This is a genomic window from Polaribacter sp. 20A6, assembly GCF_011378915.1.
In the GTDB taxonomy this organism is placed as follows: Bacteria; Bacteroidota; Bacteroidia; order Flavobacteriales; family Flavobacteriaceae; genus Polaribacter; species Polaribacter sejongensis.
This window is the reverse complement of record NZ_WTPZ01000004.1, coordinates 427,739-446,650: the sequence shown is the minus strand read 5'-3', so window position 1 is coordinate 446,650 and position 18,912 is coordinate 427,739. Positions and strand designations below refer to the sequence as shown.

At 31.0% G+C, this 18,912-nt stretch carries 13 protein-coding genes; 5 read left to right on the top strand and 8 right to left on the bottom strand.

Annotation, left to right across the window (positions count from 1 at the left end):
• Positions 1-15: 15 nt before the first annotated feature.
• Positions 16-1,053 (top strand): 23S rRNA (adenine(2503)-C(2))-methyltransferase RlmN, encoded by a 1,038-nt coding sequence (rlmN, locus tag GQS57_RS11960; protein WP_165733080.1) that lies wholly within the window; start codon positions 16-18, stop codon positions 1,051-1,053.
• An 80-nt stretch (positions 1,054-1,133) separates the two neighbouring features.
• On the top strand, positions 1,134-2,111 hold the full coding sequence (locus GQS57_RS11955) for a polyprenyl synthetase family protein (protein ID WP_165733079.1): 978 nt from the start codon (positions 1,134-1,136) through the stop codon (positions 2,109-2,111).
• A gap of 22 nt (positions 2,112-2,133) precedes the next feature.
• On the opposite strand, the gene GQS57_RS11950 is transcribed toward GQS57_RS11955, so the two are convergent.
• A complete protein-coding gene (locus tag GQS57_RS11950; protein ID WP_165733078.1) occupies positions 2,134-4,542 on the bottom strand; it encodes a TonB-dependent receptor in 2,409 nt (802 codons plus the stop codon).
• 78 nt (positions 4,543-4,620) lie between these two features.
• The gene (locus GQS57_RS11945) at positions 4,621-6,138 is read right to left on the bottom strand and encodes a GH3 auxin-responsive promoter family protein (RefSeq protein ID WP_165733077.1); all 1,518 of its coding nucleotides are present in this window, start codon (positions 6,136-6,138) and stop codon (positions 4,621-4,623) included.
• Positions 6,139-6,219: 81 nt separating this feature from the next.
• On the opposite strand from GQS57_RS11945, the gene GQS57_RS11940 reads away from it, so the two are divergent.
• Together GQS57_RS11940 and GQS57_RS11935 are read left to right on the top strand one after the other, a co-directional pair.
• Complete coding sequence (locus GQS57_RS11940) at positions 6,220-7,011, top strand: DUF2797 domain-containing protein (RefSeq protein WP_165733076.1); 792 nt, start codon at positions 6,220-6,222, stop codon at positions 7,009-7,011.
• Between the two features lie 74 nt (positions 7,012-7,085).
• Positions 7,086-7,601 (top strand): gamma carbonic anhydrase family protein, encoded by a 516-nt coding sequence (locus GQS57_RS11935; RefSeq protein ID WP_165733075.1) that lies wholly within the window; start codon positions 7,086-7,088, stop codon positions 7,599-7,601.
• Between the two features lie 188 nt (positions 7,602-7,789).
• Here GQS57_RS11935 and GQS57_RS11930 read toward each other — a convergent pair whose 3' ends face one another.
• Both GQS57_RS11930 and GQS57_RS11925 read right to left on the bottom strand, forming a co-directional pair.
• Entirely contained in the window at positions 7,790-8,263 is a 474-nt protein-coding gene (locus tag GQS57_RS11930) for a hypothetical protein (protein ID WP_165733074.1), read from the bottom strand.
• Positions 8,264-8,442: 179 nt separating this feature from the next.
• Positions 8,443-8,844: a hypothetical protein gene (locus tag GQS57_RS11925; RefSeq protein ID WP_165733073.1), complete on the bottom strand. Its 402-nt coding sequence runs from the start codon at positions 8,842-8,844 to the stop codon at positions 8,443-8,445.
• A 100-nt stretch (positions 8,845-8,944) separates the two neighbouring features.
• Between GQS57_RS11925 and GQS57_RS11920 the strand changes: the two genes are divergently transcribed.
• On the top strand, positions 8,945-10,576 hold the full coding sequence (locus GQS57_RS11920; RefSeq protein ID WP_165733072.1) for a mechanosensitive ion channel family protein: 1,632 nt from the start codon (positions 8,945-8,947) through the stop codon (positions 10,574-10,576).
• Between the two features lie 906 nt (positions 10,577-11,482).
• Here the strand turns inward: GQS57_RS11920 and GQS57_RS11915 are convergent.
• The 4 genes from GQS57_RS11915 to GQS57_RS11900 all read right to left on the bottom strand — a co-directional run bounded on the left by GQS57_RS11915 (position 11,483) and on the right by GQS57_RS11900 (position 18,857).
• The gene (locus tag GQS57_RS11915; protein ID WP_165733071.1) at positions 11,483-12,436 is read right to left on the bottom strand and encodes a tRNA-dihydrouridine synthase; all 954 of its coding nucleotides are present in this window, start codon (positions 12,434-12,436) and stop codon (positions 11,483-11,485) included.
• Between the two features lie 249 nt (positions 12,437-12,685).
• Positions 12,686-14,071 (bottom strand): carboxypeptidase-like regulatory domain-containing protein, encoded by a 1,386-nt coding sequence (locus GQS57_RS11910; protein ID WP_165733070.1) that lies wholly within the window; start codon positions 14,069-14,071, stop codon positions 12,686-12,688.
• Positions 14,072-14,150: 79 nt separating this feature from the next.
• A complete protein-coding gene (locus GQS57_RS11905) occupies positions 14,151-16,637 on the bottom strand; it encodes a zinc-dependent metalloprotease (RefSeq protein WP_165733180.1) in 2,487 nt (828 codons plus the stop codon).
• Between the two features lie 321 nt (positions 16,638-16,958).
• Positions 16,959-18,857, bottom strand: a complete 1,899-nt coding sequence (locus tag GQS57_RS11900; RefSeq protein WP_165733069.1) for an amidophosphoribosyltransferase — start codon at positions 18,855-18,857, stop codon at positions 16,959-16,961.
• Positions 18,858-18,912 lie beyond the last annotated feature (55 nt).

The window sequence follows — 18,912 nt, the reverse complement described above, 5'->3', positions numbered from 1 at the left end:
TAAAAACTAGAAAACTTGACTAAAAAGAAAGACATAAGAGCCTTAACTAAAGAACAATTACGCGATTTTTTTGTAGAAAATGGCGACAAAGCCTTTAGAGGAAATCAAGTATATGAATGGCTTTGGAGTAAGTCTTTACATACTTTTGATGCCATGACAAACATCTCTAAAGAAACTAGAGAAATGTTAGAAGCAAACTTTGTTATCAACCACATCAAAGTAGATTCTATGCAAAAAAGTAAAGACGGAACTATAAAAAACGGAATTAAATTACACGATGGTTTAATTGTGGAATCTGTTTTAATTCCTACAGAAAAAAGAACAACAGCTTGTGTTTCTAGTCAGGTTGGTTGTAGTTTAGATTGTTTATTCTGTGCTACATCACGTTTAAAAAGAATGCGTAATCTAAATCCAGATGAAATTTACGATCAGGTTGTAGTAATCGACAAACAAAGTAGGTTGTATTATGACAAGAAACTAACTAACATTGTTTTTATGGGAATGGGAGAGCCTCTTATGAACTATAAAAACGTAATGAAATCTATAGAGATGATTACATCTCCAGAAGGTTTAGGGATGTCGTCTAAAAGAATTACTGTTTCTACATCTGGAGTACCAAAAATGATAAAAATGATGGCAGATGAAGAAGCTAAATTTAATTTAGCAGTTTCATTACATTCTGCAATCGATGAGATAAGAACTAAAGTAATGCCATTTAATGCTACTTTTCCATTAAAAGATTTAAGAGAATCTTTAGAATATTGGTATGAAAAAACAGGAAGAGCCATTACCTACGAATATATCGTTTGGGGAGGTATCAACGATAGAAAAGAAGATATAAAAGCGTTGGTTGCCTTTTGTAAAGCAGTGCCTTGTAAAATCAATTTAATAGAATACAACCCAATTGATGATGGAGAGTTTCAACAAGCGAGTCCGTCTGCAATCAATAATTACATTTCTAACTTAGAAATGAATGATATTACTGTAAATGTAAGAAGAAGTAGAGGTAAAGATATTGATGCCGCTTGTGGGCAATTAGCAAATAAATCTTAAAGAAAAGAGTGGTATAGAACTTGTTTCAGTATCTTATTAATTTCCCTATTTTTGACTTTCTAAAAACTCGTCTAGCAGAAATGAAGCCAGTAGAACTTATTAAACTACCCATTAAAAATGAAATGGAACTCTTTGAAGAAAAGTTCAAAGATTCTATGTTGTCTAAAGTTCCGCTTTTAAACAGAATTACCTATTATATTGTTCGTAGAAAAGGAAAACAAATGCGACCAATGTTTGTCTTTTTAGTGGCAAAGATGGTTTCTAATGGAGGTTTCGATGAACGAACCTATAGAGGAGCTTCTGTAGTAGAATTGATTCATACCGCTACTTTGGTACATGATGATGTGGTAGATGAAAGTAACAGAAGGCGTGGTTTTTTCTCTGTTAATGCACTTTGGAAAAATAAAATTGCAGTCTTAGTAGGAGATTTTTTATTATCAAAAGGATTATTGTTGTCCATAGATAATGAAGATTTCGATTTGTTAAAACTAATTTCTATTGCAGTTAGAGAAATGAGCGAAGGTGAATTACTTCAAATAGAAAAAGCAAGAAAATTAGACATTACAGAAGATGTTTATTTTGATATTATTCGAAAAAAAACAGCGACTTTAATTGCGGCTTGTTGTGGTATTGGCGCAGCTTCTGTAGGTGCTAATAACGATACCGTTCAGCAAATGCGAAAATTTGGAGAATATATTGGTATTGCCTTCCAAATTAAAGATGATTTGTTTGATTATACCGATGATAAAATTGGTAAACCTACCGGAATTGATATTAAAGAACAGAAAATGACACTGCCTTTAATTTATACTTTAAACACTTGTTCTAAAAAAGAGAAATCTTGGTTAATCAATTCTATCAAAAAACACAATAAAGATAAAAAACGCGTAAAAGAGGTAATTACTTTTGTAAAAGAAAATGGCGGTATAGAATATACCACCATTAAAATGAATGACTACAAGAATAAAGCCTTAGCTATTTTAGAAAACTATCCAGAATCTGAATATAAAAGTTCGCTATTAACCATGATAGATTACGTGGTAAAACGTAAAATATAGTTTACTTTACTTTTATATTATTTTAAATATTCGCTTTTAAAGAAATCACAAAATTTCTACCAGGAGAAACAATTCCAGAACTATAAGGTCTGTAACGCTTGTCTGTAATGTTTTCTAATCCTGTAGATATTAATAAATTATCAGTAAATCTATAAGACGTTTTTAAGTTTAGTGTAATATAAGATGGCGAATATGGGTTTCCATTGGTGTCAATTGCGTACATATAATCTTTAGCTTTTTCACTGTCAGGTAAATCGTCATAAGCCACAGAACCACTATAATCTGCATATAGTTGCGCTTTTAATTTACTAGCATTATAAGTTAGTCTTGTGGTACCAAACCAAGGAGCAGCATGTCTAGAAGGACTTTTATCTCCATTATCTAATTCTTCTTCTCCTTTTTGATAACTAACTGTTGATGAAAATCCAATTCCACTTCCAAGTTCTGCTTCAAAACCTGTCTGAAAACCATACACATGTGCATTGGCAGCATTCTGAATTGCTTGTATATTACTCAATTCTCCATCATACATAATTTCAGTTTCGCCATTTAAAGTAAAATCTCTTAGTACCATGGCGTCTTTTAAATGGGTGTAAAATCCAGTAACTTCTAGCTTTAAATAATCACCAAAAGTTTTTGCAACAGAAACATCAGTATTGTAAGCATATTCTGCTTTTAAATCTGGGTTTGGTACCACAACAGAACCAGGTTCCGAATCGAAAACTTTACCAACGTCATCTACATTAGGTGAGCGAAAAGCAGTAGAGAAATTAGTGCTTAATAACCAATCTTCTTCAGGTCTAAAAACCAAACCTAAACTACCAGTTAAAGCGCCATCATTTATATTGGCTTCTGTAAAAGGAAAATCGTAAAAAGTAGTATCGAAAGTTGCATTTAAATTGTAAAAATTATAACGCAAACCAGATTGTAAAACCCATTTTTTAGAATGATTATATTGGTTAGAAACATAAACACCTAAAGAAGACCAATTAGAATCTGGATATCTACTAGGTCCTGCTTGAGAAATATTGGTGTCTATATCTGTGTTTACTCCTGTAGAATTTACATCATTATAAACATACTCTGTTCCGTAAAATAATTTGCTTTTTGCACTTAAGCTTTTAGAAAAATCTAAGTTGGTAGAATAGGCATCTACACGTTCTGTTCTTGTTTCTCTTTCATTATCATTAAAATCTCTGCTAATTCTGCTTTCATCAAATTTTTGATAGGTCAATCTTAAAGTAACATCATCATAAAAAGAATTGCTTCCTTTTTTGTTGATTTCAAAATTATTCATCATCCATTTTTGTGGACCGTAGCTCCATTCTCCATATCTAGGATTTCCATCTTTTGTTCTTAAATGTCTATCGTATCTAGAATAACTCGAGGTTTCTGATAAATGAAAACCGTACTCAAAGTTCCATTTTTCATTTGGTTTAAACCTCACTTTTTGCATCAAGTTGGTTTGTGTATATCCAGAAGGAGTCTGAATTTTTGGGTCTTTATTGGTAATTACAATATCTTCACTGTTCTGCCTTTCAACATATACGTTTCTTAAATATTCTTCAGGTCCATCGCTTCCCATTCTTAAATCGCCATAATCATTATAACTTAAACTGGTAACAAATGCCCATTTTTTATACCCTAGATTAAAATCTGCATGATAGGTTTTTTCTTCATTCGCAGAAGAAAATCGTGTTAACGCATTTCCTGTAATTAATGTTTCATCATCTAAAGACAAACTTGGCGATAAGGTTTTAAAACTCATTACAGCACCAATAGCATCACTTCCGTAAATAACAGAACCAGGACCAAAAATGATTTCGGTTTCTTCTATGGCAAAAGGGTCTAAAGAAATTACATTCTGAATATTACCAGCTCTAAAAATGGCATTATTCATTCTAACACCATCAATGGTATATAACAATCTGTTGGTAGCAAAACCTCTAATTAACGGACTTCCGCCTCCTTGTTGGCTTTTCTGCATAAATACTTTACCAGAAACGGTAAGCAAGTCTGCAGCTGTTTGTGTGTTCATTAATTGTATTGCCTTTGGTGATATAACAGTAACTTTAGTAGCTAAATCAGATGTTTTTTGTTTCCATTTTGTAGCGGAAATTACAATTTCATCTATTCTTAAAATAGTAGGAGTTAGGTGTACTAGAAAGTTATTTTGTTTAAAAGCTTCGTAACTTTTAATTTTAGTTTTAAAACCAAGAAACCGAACTTCTAATGTTTCTGCATTTATAAAATCACTAATATCTGCTTGTCCTTCTCCGTTTGTAGTAACATAATTACTGGTTTGCTTGTTAAATATAGTTACTTGCTCTAAAGTTTCTTTAGTCTCTTTGTTTATTACTGTAAGAATTTGAGCGCTTGTAGTATAGTTTAAGTGTAAAAGGAAAAAAATAAAAGTAATTTTTTTAATCATTTCTAGGTTTTTGATGTTGATAAATCTCAAGGTTATTTATCAACAATCATGCCTAATGAAGTTGGGATTACAATAATTTTAAGATTTCATTAACACTATTAATTCATCTACAAAATCTCTAGAATTAGACAATCTTGGTACTTTATGTTGCCCACCTAATTTGTTCTTTTGTTTTAGCCATTTGTAGAATAAACCTTCTTCTGCTTGATGCACTTTTGGCGCCATTAAAGTGATGTTTAAATAGCGTTTAGCTTCATAATCTGAGTTGATAGATTTTAATGCATTGTCTAAAATTTCAGAAAAATAGCCCATAGAATCTGGTTTTTTAGTAAATTCTATTACCCATTCATGACCTCCTTTTTCTTTACCTTCCATAAAAATAGGTCCCACAGTATAATCTGCAATCGTAGCAGCTGTTTTTTCGCAAGTTAATTTTAAAGCATCTTCTACGTTTTCTATATTTAATTCTTCTCCAAAAACGTTTATATAATGTTTTGTTCTACCTGTAATTTTAATTCTATATGGTTCTAAAGAAGTAAAACGAATGGTGTCTCCAATCAAATAACGCCAAAGACCTCCGTTTGTGGTAATAATTAAAGCGTAATCGATGTCTTTTTTAACATCAGCAAGTGTGATTGTTTTAGAATTTTCACCTTTATAGTCACTCATCGGAATAAATTCATAGAAAATTCCGTAGTCTAGCATTAACAACAATTCTTTTGAATTATTTCTATCTTGAATGGCAAAAAAACCTTCCGAAGCATTGTAAATTTCGTAATACTTAAAACTATCTTTTGGTATAATTTTTTTATACTGTTCTCTATAAGGATTAAAGTTTACGCCTCCATGAAAATAGACTTCTAGATTTGGCCAAACTTGTAGAATATTCTCTTTTCCAGAACGTTCTAAAACTCGGTTTAGCAAAACCAGCATCCAACTTGGTACACCTGCTAAACTTGTAATATCTTCATCGATGGTTTCATCAATAATAGCATCCATTTTTGTTTCCCAATCGCTCATTAAAGCAACTTCTTGACTAGGAGCAGAGCTAAAATCTGCCCAAAAAGGCATGTTTTCTATAATAATTGCAGATAAATCTCCAAAATAAGAATTGTTGTCTTGGTAAACATCCGAACTTCCGCCTAAGCGTAATCCTTTTCCTGTAAAAAGCTGCGTATCTTCATTATTATTAATGTATAAACACAACATATCTTTACCAGCTTTCATGTGGCAATATTCTAAAGCTTCATCAGAAACAGGAATAAATTTACTTTTAGCATTTGTGGTTCCGCTACTTTTTGCAAACCATTTAATATCTGTTGGCCAAAATAAATTTTGTTCGCCTTTTCTACATCTTTCAATTAAAGGCTCAAAGGTTTCATATTTCTGAATAGGAACATTTTTTGTAAAATCTGTATGGCTTTTTATCTGAGCAAAGTTCTTCTCTTTTCCAAATGTTGTGTTTTTAGCTGTATGTACAAGTTTTAAAAGTAATTCATCTTGTACATCAATAGGGTATTTTAAAAACAGTTCTATTTGATGTTTACGTTTCTTTAAAAACCAAGAAATTATAGAATTGATAATTTGAAAAGCCATAGAAATTCGTAAGTTTGTTTAGAATGATTTTAGAACAAATATTGTTTTAAAACCGAAGTTTAAAAATACAAAATTTGTGCGATGATTTACCAAGGAGTTTTAAAAAAAATGATGACTGAAAATGCAGCTGAAATTCTGTATTATTTAGATATGAAAACTGATTTTATAAACATGAATCAGTTAATAAATAAAGAGATAACTATCCGTTTTGTAACATACGAATGTTTAAATTGTCATTTAGAAAAGAAAATTTATAGACAAGGTTTTTGTAAGTCTTGTTTTTTTGAAATCCCGAGTGCGGCAGATTGGATTATGAAACCAGAATTAAGTAAAGCACATTTAGGTATCGAAGATAGAGATTTGGCGTATGAGCAAGCGGTGCAATTAAAACCACATATTGTGTACTTGGCAAATTCTAGCAACGTAAAAGTTGGAGTTACCAGAAAACAGCAAGTACCAACCCGTTGGATCGATCAAGGAGCACATGAAGCAATTGAAATATTAGAAGCCCCAAATCGTTATTTAGCAGGAATTACCGAGGTTGCTTTAAAAGAGTATGTTGCAGATAAGACCAATTGGCGTAAAATGCTAAAAAATGATATTGAAGATGTAGATTTGGTTGCTTGGCGAGATAAGTTAAAAGAATTTATCCCAGAAGAAGCAAAGGCATATTTTATTGAAAATAATACCGAAACACATATCAATTTTCCGGTGATAAAATATCCTGCAAAACCAAAAAGTTTAAACCTGATTAAAACACCAACTTATACAGGTACTTTAGTCGGAATAAAAGGACAGTATTTAATTTTTGAAGATGAAACCGTTTTTAATGTAAGAAGTAATGAAGGTTTGGTGGTTTCAATAGAGGTATAACTTCCGTTTTTTCCAAGAAATTAGATGTAATCCAATGTTATAATACTAAAAAATACAATTTAAATTTATAAATTATGGCAATTATAAAAGCAGTAAGAGGAAATCATCCGCAAATACCAGAAGATTGTTACGTAGCAGAAAATGCAACAATTGTTGGCGAAGTTTCTCTAGGAAAAGAGTGTAGTATTTGGTTTAATGCAGTGCTAAGAGGCGATGTACATTACATCAAAATTGGTGATAAAGTTAATATTCAAGATGGTGCGGTAATCCATGCAACGTATCAAAAATCACCTACAACAATTGGCAATAATGTGTCTATTGGACACAATGCAATTGTACACGGTTGCACAATTCATGATAATGTTTTGGTAGGTATGGGATCTATTATTATGGACGATTGTGTGGTGGAATCTAATTCAATTATAGCAGCAGGTGCGGTAGTTACCAAGAATACCCGAGTAGAAAGCGGAAGTATTTATGCAGGAGTTCCGGCAAAGAAAGTAAAAGATATTTCGCAAGAATTAATTTCGGGTGAAATAGATAGAATAGCCAATAATTATTTAAAATACTCTAGTTGGTTTAAAGAATAAGATTTGGGCGTTACACAAGGTCGGGCTTTCGCTACTCGCTTTTTTTGTAAACACAAAAAAGAGCTCAAACAGAGCGCTCAATCCCTAACGCAAAAACAATTCGTTATAAATACAAAAACCCGATTTCAATTAAGAAATCGGGTTTTTTCAATCAACTAATCAACCAAAACTAGTTTGCTTTTATTTTTTTAAGATCTACGACCTCTTTGTTCTCCTTTATTATCTTTAGATTCTTTTTTACCTTTCGTTTTATTCATTGCCATTTTACCTTTGTTTTTTCGCATTTTTCCAAATTTTTCCAATTGCTCTTTATTTAAGATCTCTTTCATACGGTTTTTCATTGCAATTCTTTTATCTAATCGCTCGTTTTGCATTGCGTACATTTCATCTGCAGTAGGTCTTTTTTTATCTGCTCTATTTGCTTTTCTCTCTGCCATAGCAGTTTTTCTTTCTGCCATTTGAGCCATTAAAAGAGGCTTAATTTGGTTTTGTTGCTTTTCAGATAAATCTAAAGTCAATGTCATTTTTTTAACGGCTAAAGTAGCGTGCTGCTCTGCTGTTAATTTAAAGTCTCTTTCTCCGTTTCCTCCTCTTTTTTTCTGTGCTTGTGTAGTAAATGTAACTGCAAATACTAATACTAAGATGCTTGCTAATTTTTTCATATCTATATAGTTTTAATGTTTTTATGTATACTTCTTTGACAGTTATAAAATAGAATGGTTTAATGTAAATTTTTGTTTAACATGTATTTAACATACATTAAATGTGGTAAAAGCAAAAACCCGGTCTCCATAAAGAAACCGAGTTTTTTAAAAACTAATCAACCCAAAACTAGTTATTTTTAATTTTTTTTCTTTCTACCATTGTTTTTTCCATTCCCTTTTTTCTCGTTAGCCATTGCCTCAAATTTTGCAAATTGCTCCTTGTCTAGAATGCTTGCCATTTTTGTATTAAATGCAGTAGCCTTTTCTTTTCTTTCAGTATTTAGTTTTTGGCGTTCTTCTTTACTAGGTTTTTCTCCAGAATCTTGTATGGCTTTTCTTTTTTCCATAGCAGCTTTTCTTTCTGCCATCTGTTCTTCTAACAAAGGTTTAATTTCATTTTGTTGTTCGGTAGTTAACGTCAAGTCTGTTGTCATTTTCTTTAACATTTTTTCAGTTGAAGCTTTTCCTCCTCTTTGTTGCGCTTGCGTAGTAAATGTAAAAGCGATTACAAGTACTAAAATAGTTACTATGTTTTTCATTGTTTTTTGTTTTGTTATTTTTAATTACGCTTCTTGGACACTTAAAAAATGAAAAGGTTTAAATTTGCATTTCTGTTTAATGTGTTTTTAAGAAATAAATATGAAAAAATTATTGTGGCTATTTTTATTACTACCAATTCTTACAACTGCTCAAGATAGTATCCGTGTAGATATGAGTACTCCTCATGCTACTGTTTATACACATTTATACTTTTTGCAATCGGATTCTTATGAACCTAAAAAAGCAGCAAAAACTATTTTGGGTCTTTCTGAGGAGAAGGCTATTGAAAAAGCGATTAAAATAAAGCAAGTTTTAGACGGTAAGGGTTTGTATGTAGATATGAACAGAGTACCTACCAATGCTAATTATAAAGATACAATTGGGTATTCTTCTTATTATAGATACGTATTGTTTCCTGAAAGAATGCCACAAATTTATGTAGAAAAGATAGGTGATAATTGGTATTATTCAACAGAAACAATTAACAAAATTGAAAGTTTATACAAATCGGTATATCCGTGGTATATTCAAAAATTACAGAATATAATTCCTCTTTCTGGTCATAAAAAAATAATGAATATAGAATTGTGGAAAATTATAGGATTGTTAATACTATTTGTTTTAGCCTATATTATTTTCCTAATTGTAAAAAGGATTGCATTTTTTATTTTATTAAAGTTACAACAGCAAATAACAAAGAATACCAATTTAGAAGTTAATAAAGTCATTAAGAAATTGGCACATCCAATAAGTTTATTGGTTGCGTTAAGCTTTATAGATAAAGCTTTTCCTTCATTACAATTTGGCTTAACGACGAATACGTGGGTGTTTTTGGCTTTAAACATAGCAGAAACAGTTTTCTGGATTTACGTGTTTTTAAAATTAGTAAAAGTTGTAATGCGTATTTATGGTGAGTTTACAGAAAGAACTCATGGACGATTAGATGATCAACTAGTACCTATTTTACATAGTTTTTTAACAGGTGTGGTTATTGTAGTTGGTATTTTACGATTATTAGTTCTTTTTGGAGTGGATACTACAACAATGATAGCGGGTGCAACTATTGGTGGTTTGGCATTTGCGTTGGCTTCTCAAGACACGGTAAAAAACTTGATTGGTACCATTATGATTTTTCTTGATAAACCATTCCATATAGATGATTGGATTGAGGCAGGAGAAGTTGTAGGTACGGTAGAAAGAGTAGGATTTAGGTCTACACAAGTGCGTGCTGCAGATACTTCTATTTATCAAATTCCGAATAGTAGATTGTCTGAATTGGTGATCAATAATAAAGGTTTGCGTTTATTTAGAAGATACAATACAAACTTAGGTTTGCGTTATGATACACCTCCAGAATTAATTGAAGCTTTTGTAAAAGGGGTTCGAGAAATTATTATTGCCCATCCAGAAACACGTTCTGATTCTTATAATGTAGAGTTTACAGGTTTTGGAGATTCAGCTTTATTAGTGATGGTAAATGTCTATTTTAAGAGTTTAGCTTGGGGGGTAGAGCAGTCTTCTAAACACAGGCTTCACATTGCTATTGTAAAATTAGCAAAAGAATTAGGTGTAGATTTTGCTTTTCCTTCTACAACGGTTACGATCGAGAATTTTCCTGAGAAAAAAGGATTAAATCCTAAATACGATATTAATCAAGAAAGAATAGATACTGTAATCGCAACAGTTGTAAGTGATTTTAATAAAGAGAATCCTAATGAAACTGTTTCTTAAAGTACTTTAATTTTAAAACGATTGTCATTCTTAATACAGCACGAAGAGGAATCTTTTAAGTAGATTTCATCTTCGTAATGTATCGTTTTTTTGATATAATTAGAGTATAGCTTCGCCAATCTTAGAAGTTAATTTTAAAACGAATGTCATTCCGAATGAGGCACGAAGAGGAATCTCATTACGAGTTCACTAAGTAGTCTGCTTTTTAACTAAATAAATTGCTTCATACTTATTATTTATTTTTTTTAGTAAGTAGCTGTTTATTAGTTGTTTCTTTCGTTTTTTAAATTGCGAAGATACTATTCTGGCACTTCGACCTTTTGGGAGAAGTTTCATATAAGAGCTGAACTCAAAATTGAGCAATATTATGCGATTTCTCCCTTGGGGTCGAAATGACAAAACTGCACGTCAACATTTTTTATAATATAATTAGAGTAAAGCTTAATCAATCATAGAAGTCAACTTTACAACGAATGTCATTCCGAATGAGGCACGAAGAGGAATCTCATTACGTGTTCACTAAGCAGTTTACTTTTTTACCAAACAAATTGTTTCTTACTTATCATTGATTTTTTTAGTAAGTAACTGTATATTGGTTGGTTGTTTTATTTTTTTGATTTCGAAGATACTAATCTGGCACTTCGACGTTTTGGGAGAAGTTTCATAAAGATGAGAACACAAAATTGAGCAATATTATGTGATTTCTCCTTTAGGGGTGAAATGACAAAACTGCACGTTATCATTTTTTATGATATAATTAGAGTGTATTTTACCAATCAAAGAAGTCGTTTTTAAAACGAGTGTCATTCCGAATGAGGTACGAAGAGGAATCTCATTACGTGTTCACAAAATAGTTTACTTTTTAATTAAACAGATTGCTTCGTAAACTCACAATAACGAATATGTTTAACCGTTTTTAGCCTCTTTAAAAATTTCTCTAACGGCAATTTCGTAGTTTCTTACATTACCTGCCTTTTTAATTTTCTTATAGGTTTTCTGAGGGTTTGAAAAACTTTGAGAAAAATATTCCCAGAAACCAAGCATCTTCATTTTAATAGGAGTTGGACCTGAAAGCGCTGCATCATATTCTGTAAAAATACGATCGTGAAATTCGTTAAAAATATCGAACCTATTTTTCGGGTATTCTGTAGTTTCGGCTTTTATCATACTTGGTAAAAAAGGATCTGCAATTAGTCCTCTACCAATCATCCAATGATCTATAGACGGGAAACGTTCTTGAAGCTTTTTATAAGCAGCAACAGAAGTAACATCTCCATTGTAATACAATTTATGCTTTGTATTGTCTACACATTTTTGAAACGAATTTAAATCTGTTCCGCCTTTGTACAATTGTTTTCCTATTCTTGCATGAATAGCAATGTTTTTTAATGGGTAGTTATCTAAAACAGGTAAAACCTCTAAAATTTCTTCAGGAGTATCATAGCCCATTCTCATTTTCATAGAAACTAAAATATCAGATTCATTATGAATTTTATGAAGGATGCTATTTATTTTCTCCGGATCTGCAATTAGTCCAGAACCCATTCCGCGTTTGGTGACCATCGGGTAGGGGCAGCCTAAATTCCAGTTTAATTCTTTGTAACCCAACTCTCTTACGTATTTAGAAACAAACAAAAATTCTTCTACATCATTGGTAATAATTTGCGGAATTACTTCTAACTCAGTATTATTCTCGAGTTCAATGTCTTTTTTGTAAGAATTTTTAATCACTAATTTTCCGTTTAAACGGATGTATGGCGAATAAAAAGTATCAATTCCACCAAAAAAATGATTGAATGCGTTTCTAAATTTGTAATCTGTAAAGCCTTGTAAAGGAGATGATAAAAGTGTCTGACTCATAAAAAATATTGTGCTGCAAATATAGAATACTTTTTAATGCGTTTGATAGAAAATAAAAAATGGATTGAACTTTTCCTTAATTCTTAGAAGACTTTAAAGGAGTATTTAGCCAGTAGTTGTTTTCTAATTCTAAAGGTGTTATTAATGACTTTGATAAAGGTGCGTTTTTATCAATAAAATTTTGTTGAATAGGGAGTTCTTTCTGTTCGAAAGTTTCTTGTACAAAAAACTCTCTGTATTGATTTATTTTTAAACTAGGTCTTTTATATTCGTAATATCGAATTTCAGATAAGGGGAATAAACTAGGTTTACATTTTCCTTTTTTAAGATTATGTCATCAAAAGATTTTTCGTCAATAACAACATTAAATACTCTCGAACTTCCTTCAATAGGTATAATATCTAGAACTTTTAATCTTTTATTTTTATAATAAATTTTAAAGTTTCTTTTATGGATACTGTTAAGTGCTACCAACCTATTAAAATGCATTTCAAAACTTTGCTGTTTAGGATTGTAATAGGTTTTAATTAATTTAAAATATTCTCCACTGTAAGCTTCAAAGAAATTATTAAAAGTGATGTAATTTAAATACATTTTATCCTTCTTAGGAATGTATTCTATAGTAACTGAGTATTGTGGGTTTTTCTTATTGTTATAATAGAGGTTGTAGTTGAGTTTATGAATTGCAAAATCTTGTTTAGAAATATAAATGGTTCCAAATGCAGCATAATCATAATTTGTTGTTTCCATAATAGAAGAAAATGAAACTTCATAGATTGGAGTAGTGTCAGAGAAAATTACTTGTTTTACTTTGAATTTATGGTTTTTAACAAAATCTTTTTCAAAAACATTGCTGAAAGAAAATGACATTTTATCATGGTTTCTAATTGTATTTGTTAGGTTTAAAATATTTAACTCATTGCCTCCTAAAGGAGTTATATATACACTTTCTGAATATTTTCTTTTTTCGTTATCATAGGGAACTGTAAGCGAAGGGTCTTGTATAAATTGGTTATTTGTTCTGTAGTTATATAATAAAGATTGATTTTTTTCACTCTCTAATTTATCACTATCAAAACCATCATCAAAAGATTCTATAATTGCTTCATGTACGTTTAAGTATTTTATTTCTTCTTTAGATTGTCTGTTTTTTTGGTAAGAATCACCAACAGGTTGTTGATAATCTCTATAATAACCAATATAAGAATGCGTTTCTGTTGGGTAATTTTCTGTAATATTTTGAATAGCTTGTTTAACAATTTGGATACCTAATAATTGTCTTTTTTTCTTTTTTGAAGATTTAATAACGATTTCATTGAGTTGATTATTCGCTATTGATAAGTAGATAACATTAATACTATTTGTTTTTAATTGAGAGAGCTTTACTTCTTTTGTTTTATAACCAATAGAAGATATTCTAATTATTCCTTTATTTTTTTGTTCTATTGGTATTTCAAAATTTCCGTTGAGGTCTGCATGTGTACCTCTATTTATATTTTTTAGCATAACTGTAGCATAAACAATAGGTGCTCCGGAAGAAGCGTCTACTACTTTACAAGAAATTTTTTTTTGAGAAAAAGTTGTGCTTATAGTTATTATGATAAGAACTAAAAAAGAGATTTTTTTTCGATTCAAAATAGAAATTTTATTTTTTTAAAAGCAAAAACCACGCCAATTAGAGGCGTGGTTTTAGTATTATATAATTTTAAATAAATTATTTAGGATCTAAAATAGTATCAATTCTATCTACTACATCTTGTAGGTGGTAACGTGTTAATGTGTTTCCTCTATTAGAAGCAGATTTTGCATCACGTTGTAAACGTTTCAACTCGCCTCTTGCTACAGATTTTACATCAGATTGATTGATGTTGATAGCAGTACTTTTTCTATAACCACTGTTTACGCCTCTTTGATCTGTTGCTTTGTTTAAAAGATAATCTAATCTATCTAAATAAGCTCTTTGTAAGTTTCTTCTGTAGGTGTCAATAGATTTACCTGTGTAGATTTCACTCCAAACACCTTTTCTTAAATCGCTCATCATACTAATTAATGAGTATGCGTCTGTACCGTTAGAAGTTTCGTTTTCTATCATACGAGCCATTCTACCAGCATCTAACATGTTGTTTAATGTATTTGCTTGTAAGCCACGTACTCTTTCTACAGAACCAGAAAATTCGGTTTTGCTAAAGATATTTTGATCTAACATCCATGTAGGAGTTTTAAACAACTCATCAATAACAAATTGTAATGCTTCTTTTTGAGTTGCTTTGTCTACATACGTATAAACAGCACCCTCTTGGTCTGTGGTTTTATAGTTTTCATATACACCACCAACATTAGCGGTTACATGGCCCATATATCTATTAAACTGACCTAATACTTGTCCGTACATAGTAGATAAATTATCGTAGTTTTCTCCTTTATCAGAAGTCCATTCTTCTAATTTTGGTAAAATTCTTTGTAAGTTTTTAATACCATACATAGAAGCTTTCATAGCATCGTCTCCTAAATCTTCCGTTTGAGAACTAGGGTCAACAACACCACCTGCTTGCTGATGTCCGAATCTATACATTGGGTCTCCAGCATGTTTTAAGATCCAAGAATCTAAAATAGGCTTTTCATCTTTAGCCTCTGTATCTAAAATAGGTCTGTATCCCCAAGAGATTGCATATTTATCATACACACCAATATTTGGCATTAAGGCAACACCTTTATCTTCTGGTTGTGCCACATAATTAAAACGAGCATAATCCATAATAGAAGGTGCTGTTCCGTATTTTTTTGTAAATGAAGCAGAACGTAAAGAATCTACAGGATATGCATTAGAACTTCCCATATTATGAGGTAAACCTAACGTATGACCTAACTCGTGAGAAGACACAAATTTGATTAATTCACCCATAGTTTCAGTCTTAAAATTATTATTTCTTGCGTCTGGGTTGATTGCCGCAGTTTGAATAAAGAACCAGTTGTGTAATAAAGACATTACATTATGATACCAGTTAATATCAGATTCTAAGATTTCTCCAGATCTTGGATCACTTACGTGAGGTCCGTTTGCATTAGGAATAGGAGATGCTAAATATCTAATTACAGAATAACGTACATCTTCTGGACTGTATTCTGGGTCTTCTTCTTTGGTTGGTGCTCTTTTACCAACAATAGCGTTTTTAAAACCTGCAGCTTCAAAAGCCACTTGCCAATCATTTACACCTTGTATAATATAAGGAACCCATTCTTCTGGAGTTGCTCTGTCTACATAATAAATAATTTGTTTTTTAGGTTCTACTAATTCTCCTCTTTTAAATTTTTCGATATCTTCATCTTTTACTTCTAAACGATATCTATCTAAATATTTAACTGTTTTACTTTTTTGAGCATCTAAACCATAATCTACTTGACCTCTAGCAAACCATCCTACACGTTCGTCAAAATAACGACGTTTCATTGGTTCTTTAGGTAGTAAAACCATTGAGTTACTCATTTCTAAAGTAATAGAACCCAAAGAGCTATTAGAGGGTGCTTTACTTGCAAAATATGTTTTTACATGTCTTGTTTCTATGTTTTTAGGGTAACTACTAACTCTTTCTATATAAGAACGGTCCTTATCCATTCTTGTTACACCATACGCTTTTCTATAAAAACCAGGAAAACCTAAAGGTTTTATATCTGTAGAAAATAAAGAAGTAGCATCTATAACAGTTGCTGTAGAGTCTTTACTAATTGCTTTTATAGGAAAAGAAAATAGAATAGGCTCTAAGTTAGAGTTTACAACGGCTTTATGAACCGGTAAAATAGTATCTGCAACAATGTCATGAGAAACAATTCTTAATAGAATTTGTTTGTTCTTTCTTTCCCAACGTAATACTTGTGTGTTTGTTTTTCCACCACCAAAACCAATTCCGGTTGCAGTTTTTGCAATTCTTGTAACCATTAACATTTCTCTTGTTAAAAGGGAGTCTGGTATTTCAAAAAGATAAGAATTACCTTTTGTATGGACTTTAAATAATCCTTCGTCCGTTTTATGGTCTTTGGTAACCACTTTTCCGTAAGGCTGAATGTCTCCTTTTTCGGGTTTCTTTTTTGGAGTTTCTTTAGGAGTTTCGTCCTTTTTTTTCTTCCAAAATTGGGCTTCTGTTTGAGTTGTAAAACCAAAAACAAAAGCAACTAAAAGTAATTTAGTAAGTAATCTTTTTGTCATCATTAAAGTATTATTTGAATTGATTTCGAAATTAAGAAAACGCTGAAGTATTGAGTCTTAAATATATGTTAAAGGGAAAGGAGGAAATCAATAAAGAAAGCTTCTTAATAAGTAGATGGGAGTAAATAACATAGGGTAGAAGTACCATTGGTTGTTTAATCTGAAGAATTCATTAAAATAAGTTCTATTAAAGTGATGTTTTCAATAGATAGCGTTTCTTTTTTTAGATGGTAAAAAAAAACTCATCTACAATTTGTTTTTGTAGATGAGTAGTGTAAGCTTTTGGTATAGAAATAAGCTATAAATATTATTTTTGGTAACTTAATACGCTCTTTTATCGTTTCCTTCGTAAAAATTAATAAAAGCTTGGTTTACAACACGCATTCCTCCCGGAGTAGGGTAGTTTCCTGTAAAGTACCAATCTCCAAGATTATCTGGACATGCTTTATGCAAACCTTCTATAGATTGATAAATTACTTCTACTTCTGCTTTAATATCTTTTGTTTTTAGCATTTCTGCTATTTTCTTTGATATTTCTTCTGCTGAAAAAGGTTTGTAAATTTCTTTTACATAATTAACAACATCTTCATCATTTGAACCTTGTTGAGCTTTAGATTTTTTATAGACATCTTCTACAATATGATATTGATTGGTGTCTTTTAATAATTCTAGAGCTGCATTAAAAGCAATAAAACCATCAATTTTTGCCATGTCAATTCCGTAACAATCTGGGTAACGAATTTGTGGAGCAGAAGAAACTACTACTATCTTTTTAGGACTTAATCTATCTAAAATTCTAATAATACTTTTCTTTAAAGTAGTTCCACGAACAATACTATCATCAATAATAACTAGGTTATCAGTAGGTTTTACAACACCATATGTAATATCATAAACATGCTCTACCAAATCATCTCTACTGCTATCATCTGCAATAAAAGTTCTTAATTTTGCATCTTTTATGGCTATTTTTTCAAAACGAGGTCTTTCAGATAAAATTTCTGTAACCTTTTGTGCTGATAATTTTGTTCCACCAGCTAAAATTTTAGCTGTTTTTTGTTGGTTTAATAAATCTTCAGCTGCTTCCACCATTCCGTAGAAAGAAGTTTCTGCTGTGTTTGGTATAAAAGAAAATACGGTGTTAGAAATATCGCTATTTATAGATTCTAAAATCTTTGGGAAAACTATTTTTCCTAAGTCTTTTCGTTCTTTATAAATAGAAGCGTCACTTCCTCTAGAAAAATAGATACGTTCAAAAGAACAAGATAATTTTTCTCTAGGTTCTATAATCTTCTTAATTGAAGTTACGCCACTTTTCTTAATAATTAAAGCATGTCCTCTTTCTAATTCTTGAACGTCTTCTATCTTTACATTAAAAACAGTTTGAATAACTGGTCTTTCTGAAGCGACAACTACAACTTCGTCATCTTCATAAAAATAAGTAGGTCTAATTCCGTTTGGATCTCTTAAAACAAAAGCATCTCCATGACCAACTAAACCTGCCATAGCATAACCTCCATCCCAGTTTCTAGAAGATCTTTTTAGTACTTTTTTAAGTTTTAAATTTTCTTCGATGTAAGGTGAAGCATCTCTTTTATTAAATCCTTTCTTCTTTGCTTCTTGGTATAATTTGCCAACTTCATCTTCTAAAAAATGACCAATTTTTTCCATTACAGTTACTGTATCTGTAAATTCTTTAGGATGTTGCCCTAACTCAATTAATTCTTCAAGTATTTGATTAGAATTAGTCATGTTAAAGTTACCCGCAACTATTAAGTTTTTATGTTTCCAGTTACTTTGACGTAAAAAAGGGTGTACACTTTCTATACTGTTTTTACCAAATGTACCATAACGTACGTGCCCTAAAAATAAGTTTCCAACATAAGGCATGTTTTCTTCTTGCCAAGCAACGTCGTCTTTTTTATCAGGATTTTGTTCTAAAACTTTATTTAAACGTTCATTAATTTGAGCAAAAACATCTTGTATTGGCTGCGGTTGATTAGAACGTACTCTACTAATATATCTTGTACCTGGTTCTACATTAAATTTTACGCTGGCAAAACCTGCACCATCTTGTCCACGATTGTGCTGCTTTTCCATTAATAAATACATTTTATTAATTCCGTAAAAAGCAGACCCGTATTTGTCTTTATAAAATTGTAATGGTTTCTTTAATCTAACAAGTGCAATTCCACATTCATGTTTAATAGCATCACTCATTGGTGTATATAGTTTTTTTGTTGTGTTGTTGTAAAAAAAAAAATCCGCAGCAAAA